Origin of the sequence: Bradyrhizobium sp. DN3 (genome assembly GCF_041357655.1) — a bacterium.
Classification (GTDB): Bacteria; Pseudomonadota; Alphaproteobacteria; order Rhizobiales; family Xanthobacteraceae; genus Bradyrhizobium.
The window spans coordinates 312547-334261 of record NZ_JAULLN010000005.1 but is presented as its reverse complement, the minus strand read 5'-3'; the positions used below and the strand labels follow the sequence as shown (position 1 = coordinate 334261).

Sequence of the window (21715 nt, the reverse complement as noted above, 5' to 3'; positions counted from 1 at the left end):
TCCACGCGCCGGCTCGTCTCCACCGAACGCCTTCGAGGAAAAATCTCTTGCGTAAAATCTGCTCTGCCATTGCTGTGATAATCTTCGTTGCGTCCGGAGGAGTTGCGGTCGCGGACGGTCCGGGAGACCCGACCGCGGTGAAGAAGGAAGACGACGGGAAGTGGCTCGATAAGGAAGGAAACCCGACCTACAAGATTTCGGCCGACGGCACCGTGGACTGGTTCACCTATTCCGGATACCGCCGCTATCACTCAGACTGCCATGTGTGCCACGGCCCCGACGGCATGGGATCGACCTACGCACCGGCGCTGAAGGATTCCGTCAAATCGATGAGCTATGGCGACTTTATCGGCGTGATCGCCTCCGGTCGCAAGAACATCTCGACCGCGCAGGAGAACGTCATGCCGGCCTTCGGCGACAACCCGAACGTCGCCTGCTACATGGACGATCTCTATGTCTATCTGCGCGCCCGCTCCACTGACGCGTGGGGCCGGCAGCGTCCCTCCAAGAAGGAGGAGAAGACAGAAGCCTACACCAAGGCGGAAGACGCCTGCATGGGCAAGAAATGAACGTTGCCAGGATCGCCGAGACGACGTCCTGGCGTCCTACGAAGATTTGAGGAGTTTACGATGAAGACACGTGCAGCCGTTGCTTTCGAAGCCAAGAAGCCGCTCGAGATCGTCGAGGTCGACCTGGAAGGACCGAAGGCCGGCGAAGTCCTGGTCGAGATCAAGGCCACGGGCATCTGCCATACCGACGCCTATACGCTCGACGGCTTCGACAGCGAAGGAATCTTCCCGTCGATCCTGGGCCATGAGGGCGCCGGCATCATCCGCGAGATCGGTCCCGGCGTGACCTCGGTGAAACCGGGCGACCACGTCATTCCGCTCTACACGCCGGAATGCCGGCAGTGCAAAAGCTGCCTCAGCCAGAAGACCAATCTCTGCACCGCGATCCGCGCGACGCAGGGCAAGGGCGTGATGCCCGACGGCACCAGCCGCTTCTCCTACAAAGGCAAGCCGATCTACCATTACATGGGCTGCTCGACCTTCTCGAACTTCACCGTGCTGCCGGAGATCGCTGTCGCCAAGATCCGCGAGGACGCGCCGTTCGACAAGAGCTGCTACATCGGCTGCGGCGTGACCACCGGCGTCGGCGCCGTCGTCAACACTGCGAAGGTCGAGCCGGGCTCTAACGTCGTCGTGTTCGGCCTCGGCGGTATCGGCCTCAACGTGATCCAGGGCGCCAAGATGGCCGGCGCCGACAAGATCGTCGGTGTCGACATCAACGATTCCAAGGAAGATTGGGGCCGCCGCTTCGGCATGACTCACTTCGTCAACCCGAAGAAGGTCACCGGCGACGTCGTCCAGCACCTCGTCGGCCTCACCGACGGTGGCGCCGATTACACCTTCGACTGCACCGGCAACACCACGGTGATGCGCCAGGCACTGGAAGCCTGCCATCGCGGCTGGGGCACCTCGATCATCATCGGCGTCGCCGAAGCCGGCAAGGAAATCGCCACACGGCCGTTCCAGCTCGTTACGGGACGCAATTGGCGTGGCACCGCGTTCGGCGGCGCGCGCGGCCGCACCGACGTGCCGAAGATCGTCGATTGGTACATGAACGGAAAGATCCAGATCGATCCGATGATCACCCACACGCTCAAGCTCGAAGAGATCAACAAGGGTTTTGACCTCATGCACGAGGGCAAATCCATCCGTTCCGTCGTCGTGTTCTAGCTCACTGCCATCACACCCCAGGAGGATCGACCCATGACTGTTGCACTCCATCCATCGATCGACAACGGCATCAAACAAGGCAGCGGCAGCTTCGCCGGCGGCACGCTGGTCTGCAAATGCAAGGACCATCCGGTGAAGGTCGGCATCAAGGGCGACGTCGCGCACAACCACGCCTGCGGCTGCACCAAGTGCTGGAAGCCGCCGGGCGCGACCTTCTCGGTCGTCGCCGTGGTGCCGCGCCAGAACGTCACCGTGCTCGAGAACGGCGACAAGCTCCAGATCGTCGATCCCTCCGCGGTGATCCAGCGCTATGCCTGCAAGGCCTGCGGCACGCACATGTACGGCCGCATCGAGAACAAGGGCCATCCGTTCTATGGACTCGACTTCATCCATCCCGAGCTGTTCCAGGAGCAGGGCTCGCAGGCGCCGCAATTCGCCGCCTTCGTCTCCTCGGTAATTGAATCGGGCGTGAAGCCGGAGCAGATGGCGGGCATCCGTTCGCGACTGAAGGAGATCGGGCTGGAGCCCTATGACTGCCTGTCGCCGGCGCTGATGGACGCGATCGCGACCCACGTTGCGAAATCCAAGGCCGCCTAAGAAGGCCGCCTGAGCGGGGCCGCCGAGCCCTCTCAAGCCCTATCGGTTCGCTGGTGCCTATCACCGCCAGCGAACCGGATCGGTCCCATCCGGGACCATCGCGGCGATGCCGCGCTTTTGCACCACGCGTATGTGAGGGCCATCAGCTCCTCAGTCCTGGTCTCTGAATGACTGCGCAGGGCCAGCCGGCTTCCGGCTTGAAGTTCGCGGTGCTGCGTTCTCCCTCCCTCGACTGAGGCATCCTGCTTCGTCCGCGCAGTCTCTTCCTGGCGGACGAAGCTTTTTTGGTTGCGCCCGTCTCATAAGCAGCGCGGCATCAAGCCGCGCCCTGCTTTTGACAAACCATCGATGCAATCTTTCCGGGTGAGAACACTCGGCTGTGAACGCCGGTCCGGCGCGATCTCTGCTACGGTCGCGCCGTCACGATGCCGCGCGAAATGCAAACAATTAAGAACAAAACGGGAGGTATCGAGCACATCCGGACATTGCGATTTGTATTCCTGCCGCCTGCCGGGATCTGCCCGCGCGGGATAATGCGGCCGGAATGCGGCGACACGACGCAACCGGCATACGCCCGGTCGGCGTCGTTAGTTTTGAATTGAACAGGCTTATGAAGAGCGAGGGACGATCATGATCAAGGTGAAGATCAACGGCCAGGAACAGAGCTGGGACGGCGACCCGGATCTCCCGCTACTCTGGTTCCTGCGTGACGAGGCCGGACTGACCGGCACCAAATTCGGCTGCGGCCAGGCCCTGTGCGGTGCCTGCACCGTCATCGTCGACAAGCAAGCCGTCCGCGCCTGCATCACGTCGGTGAACGACGTTGCCGGACGCGACGTCACGACGATTGAGGGACTGCACCCTACCGGCGATCACCCGGTGCAGAAGGCCTGGCGCGAGCTCAACGTGCCCCAATGCGGCTTCTGCCAGGCCGGCCAGATCATGCAGGGCGCAGCACTCTTGATGGACAACCCAAAGCCCTCGCACGACCAGATTCGCGAGGCGATGTCCGGCAACATCTGCCGCTGCGGCTGCTACCAGCGCATCGAGAACGCCGTCCATCTCGCATCGACTGGAGTGTGACATGAATTTCATCGACAATCCCCGCAAGCTTCGCGGCTTCGAAAAGCACATCAGGGTCGAGAAAGTCTCGCGCCGGAGCATCCTGAAGGGGCTCGGCGTCACCGGCGGCTTCGTGCTTGCAGCACCCGTGATGTCGCGCCAGGCATTCGCCTATGAAACAGGCGCGGGAAAGATGCCGCACGGCGTCGTGGTCGATCCGCGGGTGTTCGTTTCGGTCGCGCCGGACGGCATCGTCACCATCGTCGGGCACCGTTCGGAGATGGGCACCGGCGTGCGCACCAGCCTGCCACTGATCGTGGCCGAGGAGATGGAAGCCGACTGGTCCAGGGTCAAGGTGCAGCAGGCCCATGGCGACGAGGTCAAGTTCGGCAACCAGGACACCGACGGCTCGCGCAGCACGCGGCACTATTTGATGCCGATGCGCCAGATCGGCGCCTCGGCCCGCACCATGCTGGAGCAGGCCGCGGCCAAGCGCTGGGGCGTGCCGGCGACCGAGGTCAAGGCCGTCAATCACGAGATCGTCCACAGCGCCAGCGGACGCAAGCTCGGCTTCGGCGAGCTCGCCGCCGATGCCGCCAAGGAATCGGTGCCTGCTATCGAAGGCCTCAAGCTGAAGAACCCCAAGGACTTCCGCTATCTCACCAAGGGCCAGATCGGCATCGTCGATCTCCACGACATCACCACCGGCAAGGCGCGCTACGGCGCCGACGTGCGACTGCCCGGCATGAAATATGCCGTGATCGCCCGTCCGCCGGTGACCGGCGGCAAGCTTGTCAATTTCGATCCGGAGGCCGCGCTGAAGGTGCCCGGTGTCGAGAAGGTGATGAAGGTTCAAGGCTGGCCGTGGCCGTCAAAATTCCAGCCGCTCGGCGGCGTCGCCGTGATCGCGCGCAACACCGGTGCGGCGATCAAGGGCCGCGACGCGCTGAAGCTCGTGTGGGATGACGGCCCCAACGGCAAATACGACTCCGTCGCCTACCGCAAGGAGCTCGAGGAGGCCTCGCGCAAGCCCGGTCTCGTCCTGCGCCAGGAGGGCGATGCGGACGCCGCCTTGAAGAGCGCCGACAAGGTCATTGTCGGCGAGTACTACATCCCCCATCTCGCCCATGTCAGCATGGAGCCGCCGGTGGCGGTCGCCGACGTCAAGGGCGACAAGGCGGAGATCTGGGCGCCGGTGCAGAGCCCGGGCGGCACCCGCGAGGACGTCGCCAAGACGCTCGGCATTCCCGAGGGCAACGTCACCGTCAACGTCACACTGCTCGGCGGCGGTTTCGGACGCAAATCGAAATGCGACTTTGCGCTCGAAGCGGCCCTGCTCTCCAAGGAGCTCGGCGCGCCGGTCAAGGTGCAGTGGACGCGCGAGGACGACATCCATAACGGCTTCCTGCACACCGTCTCGGTCGAACGGATCGAGGCGGGCCTCGACAAGAGCGGCAAGGTGATCGCCTGGCGCCACCGCAGCGTGGCGCCCAGCATCGCCTCGACGTTTGCCGCCGGCACCGTGCACCAGGCGCCGTTCGAGATCGGCATGGGACTCGTCGACATGCCGTTCGAGATCGCCAACATCTCCTGCGAAAACCCGGAGGCGGCCGCGCATACCCGCATCGGCTGGTTCCGCTCGGTCTCGAACATCCCACGTGCCTTCGCGGTGCAATCGATGGTCGGTGAGATCGCGCAGGCGACCGGCCGCGACCAGAAGGAGACCCTGCTCGCGCTGATCGGCAGCCCGCGGATCGTCAAGCCCGCAGTGAAGGACCTCTGGAACTACGGCGAGCCCCAGGACGGCTACCCGATCGACACCGCGCGTCTGCGCAAGGTGGTCGAGCTGGTCGCCGAAAAGGGCGAATGGGGCCGTCAGGTCCCGAAGGGCCACGGCCTCGGCATCGCCGTGCACCGCAGCTTCGTCAGCTACATCGCGACCATCGTCGAGGTCGCGGTCGACGACAAGGGCAAGCTGACCGTGCCAAGGGTCGACACGGCGATCGATTGCGGCACCTATGTCAACCCCGAGCGCATTGCCTCGCAGATCGAGGGCGCGGCGATCATGGGGCTCAGCATCGCCAAATATGGCGAGATCACCTTCAAGGACGGCAAGGTCCAGCAGAAGAATTTTGACGACTTCCAGGTCGTCAGGATCGATGAATCTCCTGTGGTGACCAACGTCTACATCGTGCCGCCCGCATCAGACACGCCGCCGAGCGGCGTCGGCGAGCCCGGCGTTCCGCCGTTCGCGCCGGCGCTGATCAATGCGATCTTCGCCGCGACGGGAAAACGCATCCGCTCGCTTCCGATCGGCAAGCAATTGCAAGCGTGAGCCGGAACACAAGCGGCCTCGGGCCGTTTGCATCGATCTGACAGGAGCGGATCGATGACCAACATCTTAAAGGCGCTCGCAGTCTCGCTGTCGGGCGCCTTTCTTTTGACGACCGCCGGCGCGTTCGCCCAGAGCAACACCGCCCCGCCAACCACGGCGACGCGCCCCACCGCGCCGGACCAGAACTCCCTGCCCAACGCAAACGCTCCGCCCGCCTCGACCAACCAGACCACCGGACAACGCAACCCTGATCCGAAGGTTCGGGATATGAACCAGAAGGAAAAGGACAAGGTCGAGCGCCAGGGCAAGTAGCGCTCCGAGTTTGGTGCACTGATGTTACCACGCCGTCATGGCCGGGCTGGTCCCGGCCATCCACGACCTTTGTCTCAACACGAAGAACGTGGATGCCCGGGACAAGCCCGGCCATGACGAGATTGCGCAGCAAGGGCGTCATCACTTTAGCAAAAATGCGACGGACGTTACCGTCCGCCGCATTCGCCACCCCCCGGCTGCTCCGCTTCTTTCGATCCGCCTGCGGAGCTATTTCTTCAGCGCGAACACCCAGATGACGCCGCCCTGCGGGACGTTGGCTTCGATGCCAATGTTGTTGGTCGCAAGTGCATCCTGGATGCGCTGTGCGTCCACACCCCATCCCGACTGGATCGCGACGTACTGCGTGCCGTCGATCTCATAGGACACCGGCATGCCCATGATGCCGGAGTTGGTCTTCTGCTCCCACAACAATTCGCCGGTCTTGGCGTTGAAGGCGCGGAAGTTGCGGTCGTTGGTGCCGCCGACGAAGACGAGATCGCCTGCGGTCGCCGTCACCGATCCGAACAGTTGCGACTTCGGGAAATTGTGCTGCCAGACCTTCTTGCCCGTTGCGGGATCCCAGGCCTGGAGCTCGCCGAAATGATCCGCGCCGGGCTTCGCCTTGAGACCGATATCCTCCGGCTTGGTGCCGAGCCAGAGTTCGCCAGGCTTCAGCGCGACTTTCTCGCCGGTGAACCCACCGCAGAAATTCTCGTTGGCGGGCACGTAGACGAGGCCAGTCCTCTGGCTGTAGGCCGCCGACGGCCAATCCTTGCCGCCCCAGAGTGAGGGGCAAAACTCCACGCGCTTGCCGATCACCGGCTTGTGCGCGGGATCGACGATCGGCTTGCCGCTCTCCGGTTCGATGCCTTTCCAGACGTCCGTGGAGACGAACGGCCAGCCGGCGACATAGTTGATCTTGGTCGGCGTGCGCTCGAGCACCCAGAAGATGGCGTCGCGTCCCGGATGGACCAGGCTCTTGATGTTGCGGCCGTCGCGCTGCAGGTCGATCAGCATCGGCGCATCGACCTCATCCCAGTCCCAGGAATCGTTCTGGTGGTACTGATGATGGGTCTTGATCTTGCCGGTATTGGGATCGAGCGCGAGCACCGAGGAGGTGTAGAGATTGTCGCCGGGATGGGTTTCGCCGGGCCATGGCGCGGCGTTGCCGACACCCCAGTAGATCGTCTTGGTCTCCTTGTCGTAATTGCCGGTCATCCAGGCCGAGCCGCCGCCATTCTTCCAGTCCTCGCCCTGCCAGGTGTCGTGACCGGGCTCGCCTTCGCCGGGGATGGTGAAGGTCCGCCACAGCTCCTTGCCGTCCTTGGCATCATAGGCGGCGACGTAGCCGCGCACGCCGAATTCGCCGCCGGAGCCGCCGACAATGACCTTGCCGTCGACGATCAGCGGCATCAGGGTCATGTACTGGCCCTTCTTGTAGTCCTGCACCTTGGTGTCCCACACCACCTTGCCGGTCTTGGCGTCGAGCGCGACGACGTGGTCGTCGGTGGTGGCGAGATAGAGCTTGTCCTCCCACAGGCCGACGCCGCGGCTGGTCGGATGCAGCTGGAACAGATCGTCGGGGAGCTGCCGCTTGTAGCGCCAGTATTCGTCGCCGGTCTTCGCGTTCAGCGCGATCACCTGCCCCATCGGGGTCGCCACGAACATTACGCCGTTGTTGACGATCGGCGGCGCCTCGTGGCCTTCGACGACGCCCGTAGCGAAGGTCCAAGCCGGCGTGAGGTTTTTCACGTTCGAGGCGTTGATCTGGTCGAGCGGACTGTAGCCTTGCCCGTCATACGTGCGCCGGTAGAGCATCCAGTTGCCGGGTTCCGGATTTTCCAGCCGTTGCGTGGTGACCGGAGAATAATTCTCGATCGGGCCTGATATGGCGGCGGTCGAGGCAAGACACGTGAAGGCGACGAAGCCGGACAGTAACCATTGCTTCCTGGACATGGACGTTCCCCTTTTCATCCGTTTGAATTCTTGTTGTGAATTCTTGTCGTTCGTCCCGTCCGCCATCGGCGGATGCGGCCTCTCGTGACGCGGGCACGGCCCGCACCGTCCGTCATCCTGGCTGCGCGCCACCTACCTTTCCGATGAAATTGCCGGCAACGCTGAGCGAACCGTCAGCGAGCGCCAGCGGCAGCGCTGCAAGCCGTCGCGGCGCCGGCCCGAACACGACCTGCGCGCCCGCGCGGGGATCGTATTCGGAATTGTGGCACATGCACTTGAACACCTCCTGGTCGCCGACATCGCTCTTCACCCAGGCGGTGACGGGACAGCCCGCGTGCGAGCAGATCGCCGAATAGGCGATGATGCCGTCGACGGCACGCGCACGGGTCTTCTCGTCGAGCTCGGCGGGATCGAGCTTGATGATCAGGATCTCGTTGAGGCGCGAGGCGCTGCGCACCACCGACGTGTTGGGATCCTTCGGCCAGGCATGGACTGGCGGTCCGCCAGCCGTCACATCGGCCGCAGTGATGAGTTTCCCCTCCTTGTCGCCTTCGGAGAAGACCAGCACGTCACCCTTTTGCGGTCGTTCGTCGGAGCCGGGCGGATCTTCACCCGCGCGCGCCGGTGGCGAACAGCCGAGGCAAGCGGTGCTCGCAAGCGCGCCGAGCAGCAGCGTTCGCCGCGTCTGCTCGATGCCCGCGTCGACTTCGGGTTCCGTGGAATTCTCGGAGGATGCAGAATTGGGAGTGAACGATGAGCGCGACATGCACGCTAGCAGGCGCTGGAACTCTGCCGAAAACAAGGCGAAGAGTTGGCGCCGCAGTGCATCAATATGGCTTTGCTCGCTTTGATTGAGCGAGGGTGAACGCATTCAAGCGCGTTTTCGCAATTTCAACGTCATGCCACGCGATTGGCATGATGATTTTGCAGATCAGGCCGATGCTGTTGGAATTGGTGCACCGCGATCTCAGTCGCAACGCAAAAGCGAAGCAAAGGAGCTGCGTATTTTGCAGACAGGCCGATCAGTCGTCAGGACCGGAGCACGTGACGCGGAGACGCGATACGGCCTGCGACTGTCGCCGACGCCATTTCGAAACTGTCGGCGATGCGCCGTGCCTTGTCGATGAAGAGCGCGGCCGCCGCCGGCGGGCAGACCTCGCGCGCAGTCTGCTCGAACAGGTCGAGCCAGCGATCGAAATGATCGCCAACCAGGCTCAGCGGCAAATGCGCCCGCATCGGCGAGCCATGATAGCAGCCGCTCATCAGGACGACCGACGACCAGAAATCCCTGAGCTTGACGAGATGCTCATCCCAGTTCAGGACGATCGCAAAGACCGGACCGAGCAGTGCGTCCTCGCGCACGCGTCCGTAGAAGCGGGTGACGAGTTCCCCGATCATCTCCTCGGTGATCCCGGTGCGCTCGATCGCATCCTGGGTGAGCAGGTTCCGCCGCGCAGCCGCCGCCTCGCGCTCGGCCTTCAGTCGATCCGACATGTCCTTCGTTATCCGTTCCGATGTTCCCGCGATCCGCCCATTCGACATTGTCGGGCCAATTGCGCGCGGCGTCTTTGTCGCAGCGCAAATTGCGGAATCTGGCGGCGGACGCTGAGTGCCCGCCGCCGATGCCTTTCTTCAGGCGCTATAGATGTAGAAGCCCTGCCCGGTCTTGCGGCCGAGATGGCCGGCATCGACCATTTCCTTGAGCAAGGGGGCTGGGCGGTATTTGGGGTCGTTGAAGCCTTTGTAAAAGACCTCCATCACCGAAAGCATGGTGTCGAGGCCGACGAGATCGGCCAGCGCCAGCGGCCCGATCGGATGGTTGCAGCCGAGCTTCATGCCGGCGTCGATCTCTTCCGCTGTCGCGATGCCCTCCTGGAGCGCGAAGATCGCTTCGTTGATCATCGGACAGAGGATGCGGTTGACGGCGAAGCCCGGGCTGTTCTTGGCCGTGATCGCCACCTTGCCGACGCGCTTGGCGAAATCCAGCGCCTTGGCGTGGGTGTCGTTGGAGGTCTGCAGGCCGCGGATGAGCTCGAGCAGCGCCATCACCGGCACGGGGTTGAAGAAGTGCATGCCGATGAACCGGTCGGGACGATCGGTCGCCGCGGCGAGCTTGGTGATCGAGATCGAGGAGGTGTTGGTCGCCACCAGCGTGCGCGGCGACAGCGTCGCGCAAAGATCCTTCAGGATCTTGACCTTGAGCTCCTCGTTCTCGGTCGCTGCCTCGATGACGAGGTCGCAATCCGACAGCTTCGACCGGTCGGTGGTGCCGGTGATGCGCTTGAGCGTCGCCTCGCGATCGGCAGCCGACATCTTCTCCTTCTTGACCAGCCGCTCGAGACTGCCACCGACGGTCGAAAGTCCGCGGTTCACCGCAGCATCGGAAATGTCGACCATCACGACCGAAAGCCCGGCCGCCGCGCAGACCTGCGCGATGCCGTTCCCCATGGTCCCTGCCCCGATGATGCCAACGGTTTGGATCATTGCCTCACATCCTTCATTCTTGGGGGCCAGGACGGCCCAGCCCTGTTGTTCCTGCACCAGGGTCTAGCACCCCCACCGGGCGGGCGCGACCTGATCGTGCCCCTTCCATAAAGCATCCGAGGCGGGAATAAAGCGCCAAGCGCTGAACGGCGGCGACCGACCGTCAAATCGAGATTGGGCTAGACCCACCACAATCTCGATTGACAGCCGCTCATTATTTCCATAATCGTTGAAATATGGAAACGAAAGATGCCGTCGCGGCGCTCGCCGCGCTTGCACAAGACAACCGTCTCGAGGTCTTCCGCCTGCTGGTGCAGGCCGGCCCCGACGGCATGACTGCCGGCGCGGTCGCCGAAACGCTGGATCTCGCCCCCAACACGCTGACCTTCCATTTCGACCGGCTGCGGACGGCCGGACTCGTGACCGTCCGGCGCGAGGGACGCTCGATGATCTATGCGGCGCGGTTCGAGACCATGAACGCGCTCGTCGGTTTCCTGACCGAGAACTGCTGCGGCGGCGTGTCGTGCGCTCCGGCCATGCCTTCGAAACCCACGCGAAAGCGCAGCAAAGTGCCAGCCTGAAAGGAACGACCATGAAGCGCCTGCACGTTCACGTGTCCGTCGAGGATCTCTCCCACTCGATCGGGTTCTACTCCGCCTTGTTCGCCAGCGAGCCCTCGGTCGTGAAATCCGACTATGCCAAATGGATGCTGGAAGACCCCCGCGTGAATTTTGCGATCTCGACGCGTGGCCGCGCGGCTGGCCTTGACCATCTCGGCATCCAGGTCGAGACCGGCGAGGAACTCCAGGAAGTCTATGCGCGGCTGCGCCAGGCCGGCGGCAACGTGGTCGAGCAAGGGCAGACCACCTGCTGCTATGCCAAGTCGGAGAAATCCTGGATTGATGATCCAGCCGGCATCGCCTGGGAAACCTTCTACACCACGGGCGAGAGCACCGATTACGGCGACGGCAGCGGCGAGAACCGGGCGCGCGTCGCTCACGAGAAGCAGGAGCCGCAATCGGCCTGCTGCGCGCCGCAGGCAGCGCCCACAGCGTCGCAGGCGTGCTGCTGAGCACGAGGATCCCACCATGGATGCGATCATCTATCACAATCCCGATTGCGGCACCTCGCGCAACACACTGGCGATGATCCGGAACGCCGGCATCGAGCCGCACGTGATCGAATACCTGAAGACGCCGCCATCGCGGACGCTGTTGCAGCAGCTCATCGCGCGTATGGGAATTTCGGTGCGCGAGGCGGTTCGCGAGAAGGCGGCGCCCTATGCGGAGCTCGGGCTCGACAACGCGGCGCTGACCGACGATCAGCTGCTCGACGCCATGATGGCGCATCCAATCCTGATCAACAGGCCGATCGTAGTGACGCCGAACGGCGTCAGGCTCTGCCGCCCCTCCGAACGGGTGCTCGATCTGCTGCCGGCGCAACAAGGCGAATTCGTCAAGGAAGATGGCGAGCGCGTCAGGCTCGATCGCGGCGCCTAATGCCGGGCCTGGGACAGCGTGCCTTCGCCGAATCGCTAGGGACGGCGTTTCTGCTCGCCGCCGTCGTTGGCTCGGGGATCATGGCGCAAAAGCTCGCCGGCGGAAACGTCGCGCTGGCACTGCTGTGCAATACGATTGCCACGGGCGCAATCCTCGTCGTGCTGATCCTGATGCTCGCTCCGATCTCGGGAGCGCATTTCAATCCAGCGGTGACGCTGGCCCTGGCTTTGCGCGGCGAAACGTCATGGACGGACGCCGCGATCTATCTTGTCGCTCAGGTGGGCGGCGGCATCGCCGGTGTTGAGATCGCACATCTGATGTTCGAGCTTCCGGTCCTCCAGCGTTCGCTCACGGAACGCGCCGGCGCCGGACAATGGCTGGCCGAGGCCGTGGCGACCTTTGGCCTGCTGTCGACGATCCTTGGCGTCCGGTATCGGACACCCGCCGCGGTTCCTTACGCCGTCGGCCTCTACATTACTTCGGCTTACTGGTTCACGTCATCCACGTCGTTCGCCAATCCTGCGGTCACCATCGCCCGCGCACTGTCTGATACGTTCGCGGGTATCGCGCCGCGAGACGTGCCAGGCTTCATCGCTGCTCAATTCGTCGGGGCAGTTCTTGCCGTTGTGCTGGCGCGCTGGCTCTGGAGCCCAGCCTCTGTAAAGCCGAACGCCGCCCGGACCGCGTCGGGAAAGCCTGCATAACGCGGCACTTGACGGTTATTTTCCGCTAAATCGCCTGTCCAAATCGTCTCGCCCGAGTATTCTGTCGATGTCAAAAAGACTCGCAGAGACCAATCCGTGATGCGATTGCGCGATATCGACGATCCCGCGGCATCCTGCCCGACGCGGAAGCGCCCGGCCGGATGAACGATTTCGCACGATCCACCGCTGCTGCCTTCACGCTGATCGGCGAAGCCGACGCCGAACTGCTCGGCATCGTCGCCTTGTCGGTGCGCGTCAGCCTGACCGCGAGCATCGTCGCGCTGCTGATCGGTGCACCATTCGGGGCCCTGCTTGCGATCACGCGCTTCCGCGGACGTCAGGTCATCATCATCCTGACCAATGCCTTGCTCGGCCTTCCGCCGGTCGTGGTCGGGCTCGCGCTCTACCTCCTGCTGTCGCGGTCCGGCCCGCTCGGGGCGGGAGGACTATTGTTCACACCGACCGCCATGGTGATCGCACAGACGCTGCTCGCGACGCCGATCGTGGTGGCGCTGGTGCACCGTCCGGCCAGCCTGCTGTGGGCGGAGTATGGCGATCTGGCGCGGATCGACGGACTGTCTGCTCTGCGCAGCATGGCACTGCTGTTTGCACTCGGCCGGACCTCGCTGCTGACGGCTTTTCTCGCGGCTTTCGGCCGCGCCATCGCGGAAGTCGGCGCCATCATCATCGTCGGCGGCAACATACGGGGCTTCACCCGCACGATGACAACCGCGATCGCGCTGGAGACCAGCAAGGGCGACCTGCCGCTGGCGCTGGGACTCGGGCTGATCCTGCTCGCGCTCAGCGTCGCGGTGTCGACCATCGCATTCTTGCTAGTGGGACGCGTTGGGGAAAAATAGCTGCTCGCCGCCTACCTTGTAGCCTGCGATCGCATCCTGCCCCTTCGATGAGATGAGCCAGTCGATGAAGGCCTGCCCATCCTTCGCCTTGACGTTCGGATGCTTTGCCGGATTCACCAGCATGACGCCATACTGGTTGAACAGTCGCTTGTCGCCCTCGGTCAGGATGGCAAGTTCGCCCCTGTTCTTGAACGAGAGCCAGGTGCCGCGGTCCGACAGAAGATAGGCATTCGACGACGAGGCCATGTTGAGCGCCGGTCCCATGCCCTGGCCGATCTCCCGATACCAGCCGTCCTTGCCCGCTGCGATATCGACACCCGCTTCCTTCCACAATCGCAGCTCGGCCGCATGGGTGCCGGATTTGTCCCCGCGCGAGATGAACGGCGATTTCGCAGCCGCAATCTTACGCAGCGCATCAGTGACCTCCTTGCCGCCGGCGATCTTCGCCGGATCGCTCTTGGGACCGACGATGACGAAGTCGTTGTACATGACGTCGAAGCGCTTCACGCCCTGGCCTTCGGACATGAACTTGTCCTCGGCAGCCCTATCATGAACGAACACCACGTCGGCATCGCCGCGCCGCCCCATGTCAAGAGCCTGGCCGGTGCCGACGGCAACGACCTTCACCTCGATGCCCTCGGCCTTCGAGAACAGCGGCAGCAGATAGCCGAACAGCCCCGACTGTTCCGTCGACGTCGTCGAGGCCACGGTGATGGTGCGATCCTGCGCGAAAGCGATGGTGGACCAGAGCAGAACCGCTCCGATGGCAGCAATCTTTCTCATACGTCCTCCCTAAACGAATGATGAGGGTCCTGAATAGCCGCTGGCGATGAAGACGGGAACCCCGACGTTAGGCCGCAAAGAGTTGAAGCGGTGGTGATAGATCGGCAGGAACGTCGTTGGCGGAGGCGGATTGTCCGGGATGCCAAGTCAAGGAGAATCCAATGAAGAAGATCATTCTGGCATCCGCGTGCATCATGGCGCTGGCGACCGGTAGCGCCTTCGCGCAGACACAACCTGCTCCAGGCGCATCCAGTCAGGGCGAGGTTGGTCCCTCTTCGCGGGGGCCCGCGACCAAAGGCATGACGACGGGCCGCGCATCGAACATGCAGAACGAGGCCAGCGACAGCAAGGGCGCACAGTCGCCATCCGCAGGTGGCACCAATACGAATAACATGGGCAGCCAGGCCGGCGGCGGCGCGGGTTCTGGCAGCGGTGCAGGCTCCGGTTCCGGCGGGAAATAGCGCGAGAGAGGACGTTGCAGCTTCATTGGGGGTTCGCTGCCAAGCACGAGCCCCCCCACTCATGCCGATCGCTAACCACCGCTATTCGCACGTTTGGCGTCCGCTTCGGAATTCGCTCTTCCAGTTGAGCTGGGCCGTCACCAGACGATCGCGCAACGCGCACGATGGCGCGCGGATGTTCTGCAATTGGTCCCACCTAGATTGACATCGGTGTGACGGCCGGGGCAGTTTTTCACATTGCTGACGAATCAGCGATTGCCTCACGCCGAGTACCTCCTGGACAACTCCCAGTGCTTTCGAGACTGATATCGTTGCTGCGCCGCATCCCTGCGGTGAAATGGGCGTTCACCCGGCTTCGGCCCCTGCCGCACAGCGGCAGTGTCGACGTCGCACCGAGTGCCGCAAGCGACTCACCCGCCATCACCTCCGACATTGCAGAAGCAGCTCCGCCTCTCGACACCGGTCTCAGCACCGCTCCGTGCTGCAGCGATGCCGAGATCGCGATCGCGACTCCGGTCGCAGGGAATGATACCGTCATCGCGGAAAGCTCGTCGGCAGCGCCAATCGATGTCGACGTCAGCGACCATCCAACCCTGGAGACGCCGGCAGACGTCGAACCGGTCGTCATCGCAGAGGTTGCGGTCTCGTCGGCCGAGAGCGACCCGGTTGATGTTCCTGAAGTCATCAGCAACGATCCGCCCGCAGACCTCCCGGCGAACGTTGACCCCGCCGTCGTGGACGAGGCAGCGGTCGCAACCGCCACCGTCGAGGTCGAGCCGGTCGATGTTCCCGAGCCCATCATCAGCAGCAATCCAGCTTGCGAACTCCGGGCCAACGTCGCGGACGAGGTGCCGGTCGCGGCCGGCGAGGTCGCGATTGCCTCGGCTGACACACCCGTTCTCATCGTCAACGATGACACTTCCGCCGGCCTCCCAGGGGATGTCGAGCTGGCCGTCGTGGACGACTCGCGTGTCGCGCTTGCCGATAGCCAAGTCTCGGCGGAGGATATTGCCGAGAGCAGCATCGACAGGGCTGCGTCTCCCAGTGTCGCCGTAGAGATCGAGCCCGGCTTCGCCGGCGATTCCGCGCTTGTCGCAACGATCGTCGCAGCGGACGCTTCCGCCAACACACCGATCGTCCTCACGGATGTCGCGCCGGAGCCGATCCTCGAGTCTCCCGCTGCGAAGACACCCAGCACGCGGAAGCCTCGGCAAAAGGTCGCAGAGCCCACCGACCGCGCCGCGTTGATCCGGCAGCGCTGGGCCGAGACCGGGATCAGGATGTGGAATCCGCGCCTGCACGGCACCGGCGATGCCACTCTCAACATCCAGGGCAGTGTCGGACTGCTGCCGCCGGCGCCCGGCGAGACGATGCCGCGCTACGACAAGCTGGAATTCAGGATGCTCGGCAGGCAGATCGTCTGCGAGGGCGTCATCGTCGAGGCGCCTGCGCATGCGAGCCAGCGCAGTTTCACCCGGCTCGCCGAGCCTGGGAAAAACGACCGCGCCCGCGAGCCGGTGCGGGAGCGCCAGGCCGCCCTCGCCTGATCCTTTCTTCTGCGGCACACCGGTGCGATGTGCTAGGTTGATGTCCCGACATGGGAGATCGCATATGCGCGCAAGGTCATTGTCTCTGATCCTGATCGCCGCCTTCTGCATCTCGCAGCCCGCTCTGGCCGCGGGCAAACGGCCACGTCATGCGGCTGCTCCCGCCACCGATCCGGCCGCGCCTTACAAGGCCGATCGGCTCTCTTCCTCGCACGGCGAGACGATCCTCAACACGCCCGGCCAGACCACCGTGCTGACGCGGCAGATCCTCGACGACATGAACGCGACGAGCCTCCGGGACGCGATGCGCTCGACCGCCGGCGTGACGATCGGGCGCTAGGCGTCTCGCACCGCTTTCGGCCGACCGGCGTTGTTCCCGCGCGGCACATCGATATTTCCAGGCACGAAGCAGTTGCCCGCAACGCCGGCCACGACGTAACTTGCACAACGGGTCGCGCCACACGACGTCCGCGCCCGATCAAAACGACAAAAACACTGTGGGAGGCAAACTATGACGAAGCTCGCGGCCGCGCTATGCGCGCTGGCATTGTTCGCAACGGGCGCGCAGGCGCAGACCATCAAGGATTTCCTGGCGGCCGCCATGCAGAAGTGGACAGCGCCGTTCGAGCCGTTCCAGCTCATCGGCAACATCTACTATGTCGGAACCGGCGGCATCGCCCTCTACGTCATCAAGACATCCCAGGGCCTGATCCTGATGGATACCGCGATGCCCCAGTCGACCGGCATGATCGAGGACAATATCGCGAAACTCGGCTTCAAGGTCGCCGACATCAAGATCATCCTCAACACGCATGCGCATCTCGACCACACCGGCGGTTTTGCCGAGATCAAGAAGGAGACCGGCGCACAGCTCGTGGCCGGCGAGCGCGACAAGCCCCTGCTCGAAGGCGGCTACTATCCCGGCGACGAGAAAAACGAGGACCTCGCCTTCCCCGCGGTGAAGGTCGACCGTACGGTGAAGGAAGGCGACAAGGTCACGCTCGGCGACGTCACGCTGACGGCGCATGCAACGCCCGGCCACTCGCCGGGCTGCACGAGCTGGGAGATGAGCGTCAAGGACGGCGATCAGAACCGCGAGGTGTTGTTCTTCTGTAGTGGCACGGTTGCGCTGAACAGGCTGGTCGGTCAGCCGACCTATCCCGGCATCGTCGACGACTATCGCGCGACATTCGCCAAGGCCAAGGCGATGAAGATCGACGTGCTGCTCGGGCCGCATCCGGAGGTCTATGGCATGCAGGCCAAGCGCGCCCAGATGAAGGACGGCGCGCCGAACCCGTTCGTCACGCCGGGGGAGCTTACAACCTACGTCACCGGCCTATCGGAGGAGTTCGACAAGCAACTCGCCAAGCAGACGGCCGCGCTGGAGAAAAAATAGCGGCGATCAGACGCCGCACCACACCGTCGCCCGAATGGAGGCGTGGTGCGGCATACGTTATGCCGCCGCACATGGTTAGCAGAACGTAGCCGCACGGTTTGACCGGCGGCGAAGCGCCCGGCTCTGCCGCCGCAATGTCCTTAACAGACCCTCACCAATGCACGCCGACGGAAAATGCCGCAGTCACGTGCAACCTGCGCCGGCTTTTCGCGTGGAACCCACCTAACGCGACCTTTACCCGCGCCATGCAAGATCGCCCGGTTTTGAAGGACCCGGGGCGCGTATTGCAATGCCTGTTGCCGATTTGAAGTCTCATCTCGCCGCCGCGATGCGGCTGTTTCGCGTACCGGCCGACAACCCGGATCTGACACGCGCGCAGTTCGACGCCTTCTCCAAACAGGTCCCGCTCCTCTACTTCCTGCTTATGAGCAACTCGATCGCGGTCGCCTACACCTATGTGAACGTGGCGCCGGACTGGCTCACGATGATCGTGCCTTCTGTGCTGACCGTGCTCGCGGCGCTCCGTACGTTCTGGTGGCTGCGTCAGCGCCACCTCGTGCGCAGCGATGCCGATATCCTGCGCAATCTGCGCGCTACCAACTGGCTGACAGTGCCGATCGGCGCCGGCTTCACCGTCTGGTCCTTCGCGCTCTACCCCTACGGCGATCCGTTCGCCAAGAGCCAGGTCGCCTTCTACATGGCGGTCACCGTGATCGGCTGCATCTTCTCGCTGATGCATCTACGCTCGGCGGCGCTGATCGTGACGCTGATCGTTGACGTGCCCTATGTGCTGTTTTTCTTCGCCACGGGCGAGCCAACGCTGAAGGCGATCGCCGTCAACAATTTGCTGGTCTCGGGCGCGATGGTGACGGTGCTGTTCATCTATTACCGCGACTTCGCCGATCTCGTCGCGAGCCGCAAGTCGCTGCTTGCGCAGCAGGCGGCGACACAGGCGCTCTCGGACGAGAACTTCCGCCTTGCCAATCTTGATTCCCTCACCGAGCTGCCGAACCGCCGCCGTTTCTTCGCCGAGCTGTCGAGCGCCTATACCGACGCCGAGCGCCGGAGCGTTCGCGTCGCGGTCGGAATCATCGACCTCGACGGTTTCAAGCCGATCAACGACAATTACGGCCATAGTGTCGGCGACCGCGTCCTGATCGAGGCGGGCCGCCGCATCCGTGAAGTCTGCGAAGGCTTTGGCCCGCAGCGCGTGGAATTCGCAAGACTCGGCGGCGACGAGTTTGGCCTCGTCGTGTGCGGCGATCCCGATGATGCCGATCTAATGCGGCTCGGCGAGCGCATCGGCAGCCAGGTCAAGCTGCCCTACCAGCTCGACACCGCCCATACCGGGCTGTCCTGCTCGATTGGTTTTGCGCTGTTCCCGACCTCGGCGACGACGTCGGAAGCGCTCTATGAATGCGCCGACTACTCGCTGTATCACGCCAAGCGCCATCTGCGCGGCCGCACCGTGATCTTCTCGAGCGAGCTGGAGGCAGAGATCCGCAGCCGCGGCGTCATCGAGAATTTGCTCCGCAGTGCGGATTTCAGCACCGAGATGGACCTGGTGTTCCAGCCGATCGTGGACGCCATGAGCGAGCACACCGCCGGCTTCGAAGTCCTGGCGCGTTGGCATAGCTCGCGCCTTGGTCTGGTGTCCCCGGCCGATTTCATTCCGGCTGCCGAGCGCATCGGCCTGATCCGGCCGCTGACGCAGGCGCTGCTGGTTCGCGCGCTCGCGACCGCCAGGACCTGGCCCAACCACATTCGCCTGTCGTTCAACCTCTCCGCGCACGATGTCTGCGCGGCCGAAGGCATTCTGCCGCTGATCGCCATCATCGAGAAGAGCGGGCTGCCGCCGCACCGGATCGATTTCGAGATCACCGAGACCGCCGTCACTTTCGACTTCGTGCGCGCGCAGCAGTCGATCGCGACGCTGAAGGCAATGGGCTGCGGCATTTCGCTGGATGATTTCGGCACCGGCTATTCCTCACTCAGCCACGTGCACCGGCTGCCGCTCGACAAGATCAAGGTCGACCGCAGCTTCGTCGCCGACATCAACGACAATCCCGTGAGCTACAAGATCATCAAGTCGCTTACGGGCCTGTGCGACGACATGGAGATCGCCTGCGTCGTCGAGGGCGTCGAGACTCGTGCTCAGCTCGACACCCTGCGCCGCCTGGGATGCGACTTCATCCAGGGTTATTATTTCGCAAAGCCCATGCTGGCCGACGCGATCGGCGACTATCTCGCCAAGGAACAGCTGCGCCTCGACGGCGCCGGCGCCAAGGTCGTGGCCTGAGGCGCAGCTACTTCGCCAGGCTCGGCAGATCGAGACCCTTGTCACGGGCGCAGTCGATCGCAATGTCATAACCCGCGTCGGCATGGCGCATCACGCCGCTGGCGGGATCGTTCCAGAGCACGCGTTCGATGCGCTTTGCGGCTTCCGGCGTGCCATCGGCGACGATCACCATGCCGGCGTGCTGCGAATAGCCGATGCCAACGCCACCACCATGGTGTAGCGAGACCCAGGTCGCGCCACTGGCGCAATTGAGCAGCGCGTTGAGCAAGGGCCAGTCGGATACCGCGTCCGATCCGTCCTTCATCGCCTCGGTCTCGCGGTTAGGGCTTGCCACCGAGCCGCTGTCGAGATGATCGCGGCCGATGACGATCGGCGCTTTCAATTCGCCGCGCGCCACCATCTCATTGAAGGCAAGGCCCAGGCGATGGCGATCACCAAGGCCGACCCAGCAGATCCGCGCCGGCAGGCCCTGGAACTTGATGCGCGCCTGGGCCATGTCGAGCCAATTGTGCAGATGCCTATCGTTGGGTATCAGCTCCTTGACCTTGGCGTCGGTCTTGAAGATGTCCTCGGGATCGCCCGAGAGCGCGGCCCAGCGGAACGGCCCGACGCCGCGGCAGAACAAGGGCCGGATGTAGGCGGGAACGAAGCCCGGGAAATCGAAGGCGTTCTTCAGGCCCATGTCCTGCGCCATCTGGCGGATGTTGTTGCCGTAGTCGAGCGTCGGAATGCCCTGCGCATGGAAATCCAGCATGGCCTTCACGTGCTCGACCATCGACGTCTTCGAGGCACGCTCGACCGACTTCGGATCGGCGGCGCGCTTGGCTTCCCACTCGGCCAGGGTCCAGCCTTTCGGCAAGTATCCGTTGATCGGATCGTGCGCGCTGGTCTGGTCGGTGACGATGTCGGGCTTGACACCGCGGCGGACCAACTCCGGGAAGATCTCGGCGGCATTGCCGAGCAGGCCGACCGAGACCGCTTTCTTCGTCTTCGCGGCCTCTTCCATGATGGCGAGCGCTTCGTCGAGCGTTGCGGCCTGGCGATCGAGATAGCCGGTGCGTAAGCGCATCTCGATGCGGCTCGGCTGGCATTCGACCGCGAGCATCGAAGCGCCGGCCATGGTCGCGGCCAGCGGCTGCGCTCCGCCCATGCCGCCGAGGCCGGCGGTGAGAATCCATTTGCCGGCGAGGCTGCCGCCATAGTGGCGACGACCGACCTCGACGAAGGTTTCGTAGGTGCCCTGCACGATGCCTTGGCTGCCGATATAGATCCAGGAGCCCGCAGTCATCTGGCCGTACATCATCAGGCCCTTCCGATCGAGCTCGTTGAAATGATCGAGCGTCGCCCAGTGCGGCACGATGTTGGAGTTCGCGATCAAGACGCGCGGCGCGTCGGCATGGGTGCGGAAGACACCGACCGGCTTTCCGGATTGGATCAGCAAGGTCTGGTCGTTTTCGAGCTTGCGCAAGGCCGCCGTGATCCGGTCGAAGCTTTCCCAGTCGCGCGCGGCGCGGCCGATGCCGCCATAGACGACGAGCTCGCTCGGCCGCTCCGCCACGTCGGGATCGAGATTGTTCATCAGCATGCGCAAGGGCGCTTCCGTCAGCCAGCTCTTGGCGCTGATGTCGCTGCCGCGGGGCGCGCGGATGGTGCGGTCATTGTCCAGTCGGCGGTTCATGCG

22 protein-coding genes are annotated in these 21715 nt (G+C 63.8%); 16 read left to right on the top strand and 6 right to left on the bottom strand.

The features are described 5' to 3' along the window. Positions 1-77 precede the first annotated feature (77 nt). The 6 genes from AAE027_RS10770 to AAE027_RS10745 all read left to right on the top strand — a co-directional run bounded on the left by AAE027_RS10770 (position 78) and on the right by AAE027_RS10745 (position 6045). On the top strand, positions 78-569 hold the full coding sequence (locus AAE027_RS10770; RefSeq protein ID WP_091896454.1) for a c-type cytochrome, methanol metabolism-related: 492 nt from the start codon (positions 78-80) through the stop codon (positions 567-569). 60 nt (positions 570-629) lie between these two features. Then, positions 630-1739: an S-(hydroxymethyl)glutathione dehydrogenase/class III alcohol dehydrogenase gene (locus tag AAE027_RS10765; protein WP_128945313.1), complete on the top strand. Its 1110-nt coding sequence runs from the start codon at positions 630-632 to the stop codon at positions 1737-1739. A 33-nt stretch (positions 1740-1772) separates the two neighbouring features. Continuing rightward, positions 1773-2336 (top strand): S-(hydroxymethyl)glutathione synthase, encoded by a 564-nt coding sequence (gene gfa, locus AAE027_RS10760; protein ID WP_370987748.1) that lies wholly within the window; start codon positions 1773-1775, stop codon positions 2334-2336. 630 nt (positions 2337-2966) lie between these two features. Then, complete coding sequence (locus AAE027_RS10755) at positions 2967-3419, top strand: (2Fe-2S)-binding protein (protein WP_370987746.1); 453 nt, start codon at positions 2967-2969, stop codon at positions 3417-3419. Between the two features lies 1 nt (position 3420). After that, entirely contained in the window at positions 3421-5733 is a 2313-nt protein-coding gene (locus AAE027_RS10750) for a xanthine dehydrogenase family protein molybdopterin-binding subunit (protein WP_370987745.1), read from the top strand. 54 nt (positions 5734-5787) lie between these two features. Then, positions 5788-6045, top strand: a complete 258-nt coding sequence (locus tag AAE027_RS10745) for a hypothetical protein (RefSeq protein WP_370987744.1) — start codon at positions 5788-5790, stop codon at positions 6043-6045. A 228-nt stretch (positions 6046-6273) separates the two neighbouring features. On the opposite strand, the gene AAE027_RS10740 is transcribed toward AAE027_RS10745, so the two are convergent. The 4 genes from AAE027_RS10740 to AAE027_RS10725 all read right to left on the bottom strand — a co-directional run bounded on the left by AAE027_RS10740 (position 6274) and on the right by AAE027_RS10725 (position 10485). Next, on the bottom strand, positions 6274-8001 hold the full coding sequence (locus AAE027_RS10740; protein WP_370987743.1) for a methanol/ethanol family PQQ-dependent dehydrogenase: 1728 nt from the start codon (positions 7999-8001) through the stop codon (positions 6274-6276). Between the two features lie 112 nt (positions 8002-8113). After that, positions 8114-8767: a QcrA and Rieske domain-containing protein gene (locus AAE027_RS10735; RefSeq protein ID WP_370987742.1), complete on the bottom strand. Its 654-nt coding sequence runs from the start codon at positions 8765-8767 to the stop codon at positions 8114-8116. A 263-nt stretch (positions 8768-9030) separates the two neighbouring features. Continuing rightward, positions 9031-9495 carry a group III truncated hemoglobin gene (locus AAE027_RS10730; protein ID WP_370987741.1) on the bottom strand — a complete coding sequence of 155 codons (465 nt, stop codon included), beginning with the start codon at positions 9493-9495 and terminating at the stop codon, positions 9031-9033. A 138-nt stretch (positions 9496-9633) separates the two neighbouring features. Next, positions 9634-10485: a 3-hydroxybutyryl-CoA dehydrogenase gene (locus tag AAE027_RS10725; RefSeq protein ID WP_130211743.1), complete on the bottom strand. Its 852-nt coding sequence runs from the start codon at positions 10483-10485 to the stop codon at positions 9634-9636. 236 nt (positions 10486-10721) lie between these two features. On the opposite strand from AAE027_RS10725, the gene AAE027_RS10720 reads away from it, so the two are divergent. The 5 genes from AAE027_RS10720 to AAE027_RS10700 all read left to right on the top strand — a co-directional run bounded on the left by AAE027_RS10720 (position 10722) and on the right by AAE027_RS10700 (position 13548). Further along, a complete protein-coding gene (locus AAE027_RS10720; protein WP_370987740.1) occupies positions 10722-11066 on the top strand; it encodes an ArsR/SmtB family transcription factor in 345 nt (114 codons plus the stop codon). An 11-nt stretch (positions 11067-11077) separates the two neighbouring features. Next, positions 11078-11557 carry an ArsI/CadI family heavy metal resistance metalloenzyme gene (locus AAE027_RS10715; RefSeq protein WP_370987739.1) on the top strand — a complete coding sequence of 160 codons (480 nt, stop codon included), beginning with the start codon at positions 11078-11080 and terminating at the stop codon, positions 11555-11557. A gap of 16 nt (positions 11558-11573) precedes the next feature. Further along, entirely contained in the window at positions 11574-11984 is a 411-nt protein-coding gene (gene arsC / locus AAE027_RS10710; protein WP_091896359.1) for an arsenate reductase (glutaredoxin), read from the top strand. Next, positions 11984-12688, top strand: a complete 705-nt coding sequence (locus AAE027_RS10705) for an MIP/aquaporin family protein (protein WP_370987738.1) — start codon at positions 11984-11986, stop codon at positions 12686-12688. The genes arsC and AAE027_RS10705 overlap by 1 nt, the downstream gene beginning before the upstream one ends. A gap of 161 nt (positions 12689-12849) precedes the next feature. Continuing rightward, on the top strand, positions 12850-13548 hold the full coding sequence (locus AAE027_RS10700) for an ABC transporter permease (protein WP_370987737.1): 699 nt from the start codon (positions 12850-12852) through the stop codon (positions 13546-13548). Here AAE027_RS10700 and AAE027_RS10695 read toward each other — a convergent pair. After that, positions 13522-14331, bottom strand: coding sequence for an ABC transporter substrate-binding protein (locus AAE027_RS10695; protein ID WP_370987736.1), 810 nt, complete (start codon positions 14329-14331; stop codon positions 13522-13524). The genes AAE027_RS10700 and AAE027_RS10695 overlap by 27 nt on opposite strands. A 161-nt stretch (positions 14332-14492) precedes the next feature. Here AAE027_RS10695 and AAE027_RS10690 point away from each other — a divergent pair, with 161 nt between their 5' ends. The 5 genes from AAE027_RS10690 (at position 14493) to AAE027_RS10670 (ending at position 20034) form a co-directional block, all read left to right on the top strand. After that, positions 14493-14792, top strand: coding sequence for a hypothetical protein (locus AAE027_RS10690; RefSeq protein ID WP_370987735.1), 300 nt, complete (start codon positions 14493-14495; stop codon positions 14790-14792). A 311-nt stretch (positions 14793-15103) separates the two neighbouring features. After that, entirely contained in the window at positions 15104-16339 is a 1236-nt protein-coding gene (locus AAE027_RS10685; protein WP_370987734.1) for a hypothetical protein, read from the top strand. A 64-nt stretch (positions 16340-16403) separates the two neighbouring features. Further along, positions 16404-16679: a Plug domain-containing protein gene (locus AAE027_RS10680; RefSeq protein WP_370987733.1), complete on the top strand. Its 276-nt coding sequence runs from the start codon at positions 16404-16406 to the stop codon at positions 16677-16679. Between the two features lie 171 nt (positions 16680-16850). After that, positions 16851-17735 (top strand): BJP family subclass B3 metallo-beta-lactamase, encoded by an 885-nt coding sequence (blaBJP, locus tag AAE027_RS10675; protein WP_370987732.1) that lies wholly within the window; start codon positions 16851-16853, stop codon positions 17733-17735. Between the two features lie 289 nt (positions 17736-18024). Continuing rightward, the gene (locus AAE027_RS10670; RefSeq protein WP_370987731.1) at positions 18025-20034 is read left to right on the top strand and encodes a putative bifunctional diguanylate cyclase/phosphodiesterase; all 2010 of its coding nucleotides are present in this window, start codon (positions 18025-18027) and stop codon (positions 20032-20034) included. A 7-nt stretch (positions 20035-20041) separates the two neighbouring features. Here AAE027_RS10670 and hutU read toward each other — a convergent pair whose 3' ends face one another. Further along, positions 20042-21712 carry a urocanate hydratase gene (hutU, locus tag AAE027_RS10665; protein ID WP_370987730.1) on the bottom strand — a complete coding sequence of 557 codons (1671 nt, stop codon included), beginning with the start codon at positions 21710-21712 and terminating at the stop codon, positions 20042-20044. Between the last annotated feature and the right edge of the window lie 3 nt (positions 21713-21715).

Excerpts from the sequence above, each read along its gene's own strand:
- AAE027_RS10690 (WP_370987735.1), top strand. The coding sequence starts at position 14,493 with ATGAAGAAGATCATTCTGGCATCCGCGTGCATCATGGCGCTGGCGACC.
- AAE027_RS10700 (WP_370987737.1), top strand. The coding sequence starts at position 12,850 with ATGAACGATTTCGCACGATCCACCGCTGCTGCCTTCACGCTGATCGGC.
- AAE027_RS10745 (WP_370987744.1), top strand. The coding sequence starts at position 5,788 with ATGACCAACATCTTAAAGGCGCTCGCAGTCTCGCTGTCGGGCGCCTTT.
- AAE027_RS10755 (WP_370987746.1), top strand. The coding sequence starts at position 2,967 with ATGATCAAGGTGAAGATCAACGGCCAGGAACAGAGCTGGGACGGCGAC.
- AAE027_RS10720 (WP_370987740.1), top strand. The coding sequence starts at position 10,722 with ATGGAAACGAAAGATGCCGTCGCGGCGCTCGCCGCGCTTGCACAAGAC.
- AAE027_RS10735 (WP_370987742.1), bottom strand. The coding sequence starts at position 8,767 with ATGTCGCGCTCATCGTTCACTCCCAATTCTGCATCCTCCGAGAATTCC.
- AAE027_RS10680 (WP_370987733.1), top strand. The coding sequence starts at position 16,404 with ATGCGCGCAAGGTCATTGTCTCTGATCCTGATCGCCGCCTTCTGCATC.
- gfa (WP_370987748.1), top strand. The coding sequence starts at position 1,773 with ATGACTGTTGCACTCCATCCATCGATCGACAACGGCATCAAACAAGGC.
- arsC (WP_091896359.1), top strand. The coding sequence starts at position 11,574 with ATGGATGCGATCATCTATCACAATCCCGATTGCGGCACCTCGCGCAAC.
- AAE027_RS10695 (WP_370987736.1), bottom strand. The coding sequence starts at position 14,331 with ATGAGAAAGATTGCTGCCATCGGAGCGGTTCTGCTCTGGTCCACCATC.
- AAE027_RS10750 (WP_370987745.1), top strand. The coding sequence starts at position 3,421 with ATGAATTTCATCGACAATCCCCGCAAGCTTCGCGGCTTCGAAAAGCAC.
- AAE027_RS10765 (WP_128945313.1), top strand. The coding sequence starts at position 630 with ATGAAGACACGTGCAGCCGTTGCTTTCGAAGCCAAGAAGCCGCTCGAG.
- AAE027_RS10705 (WP_370987738.1), top strand. The coding sequence starts at position 11,984 with ATGCCGGGCCTGGGACAGCGTGCCTTCGCCGAATCGCTAGGGACGGCG.
- AAE027_RS10670 (WP_370987731.1), top strand. The coding sequence starts at position 18,025 with ATGCCTGTTGCCGATTTGAAGTCTCATCTCGCCGCCGCGATGCGGCTG.
- AAE027_RS10730 (WP_370987741.1), bottom strand. The coding sequence starts at position 9,495 with ATGTCGGATCGACTGAAGGCCGAGCGCGAGGCGGCGGCTGCGCGGCGG.
- AAE027_RS10725 (WP_130211743.1), bottom strand. The coding sequence starts at position 10,485 with ATGATCCAAACCGTTGGCATCATCGGGGCAGGGACCATGGGGAACGGC.
- AAE027_RS10740 (WP_370987743.1), bottom strand. The coding sequence starts at position 8,001 with ATGTCCAGGAAGCAATGGTTACTGTCCGGCTTCGTCGCCTTCACGTGT.
- AAE027_RS10715 (WP_370987739.1), top strand. The coding sequence starts at position 11,078 with ATGAAGCGCCTGCACGTTCACGTGTCCGTCGAGGATCTCTCCCACTCG.
- hutU (WP_370987730.1), bottom strand. The coding sequence starts at position 21,712 with ATGAACCGCCGACTGGACAATGACCGCACCATCCGCGCGCCCCGCGGC.
- blaBJP (WP_370987732.1), top strand. The coding sequence starts at position 16,851 with ATGACGAAGCTCGCGGCCGCGCTATGCGCGCTGGCATTGTTCGCAACG.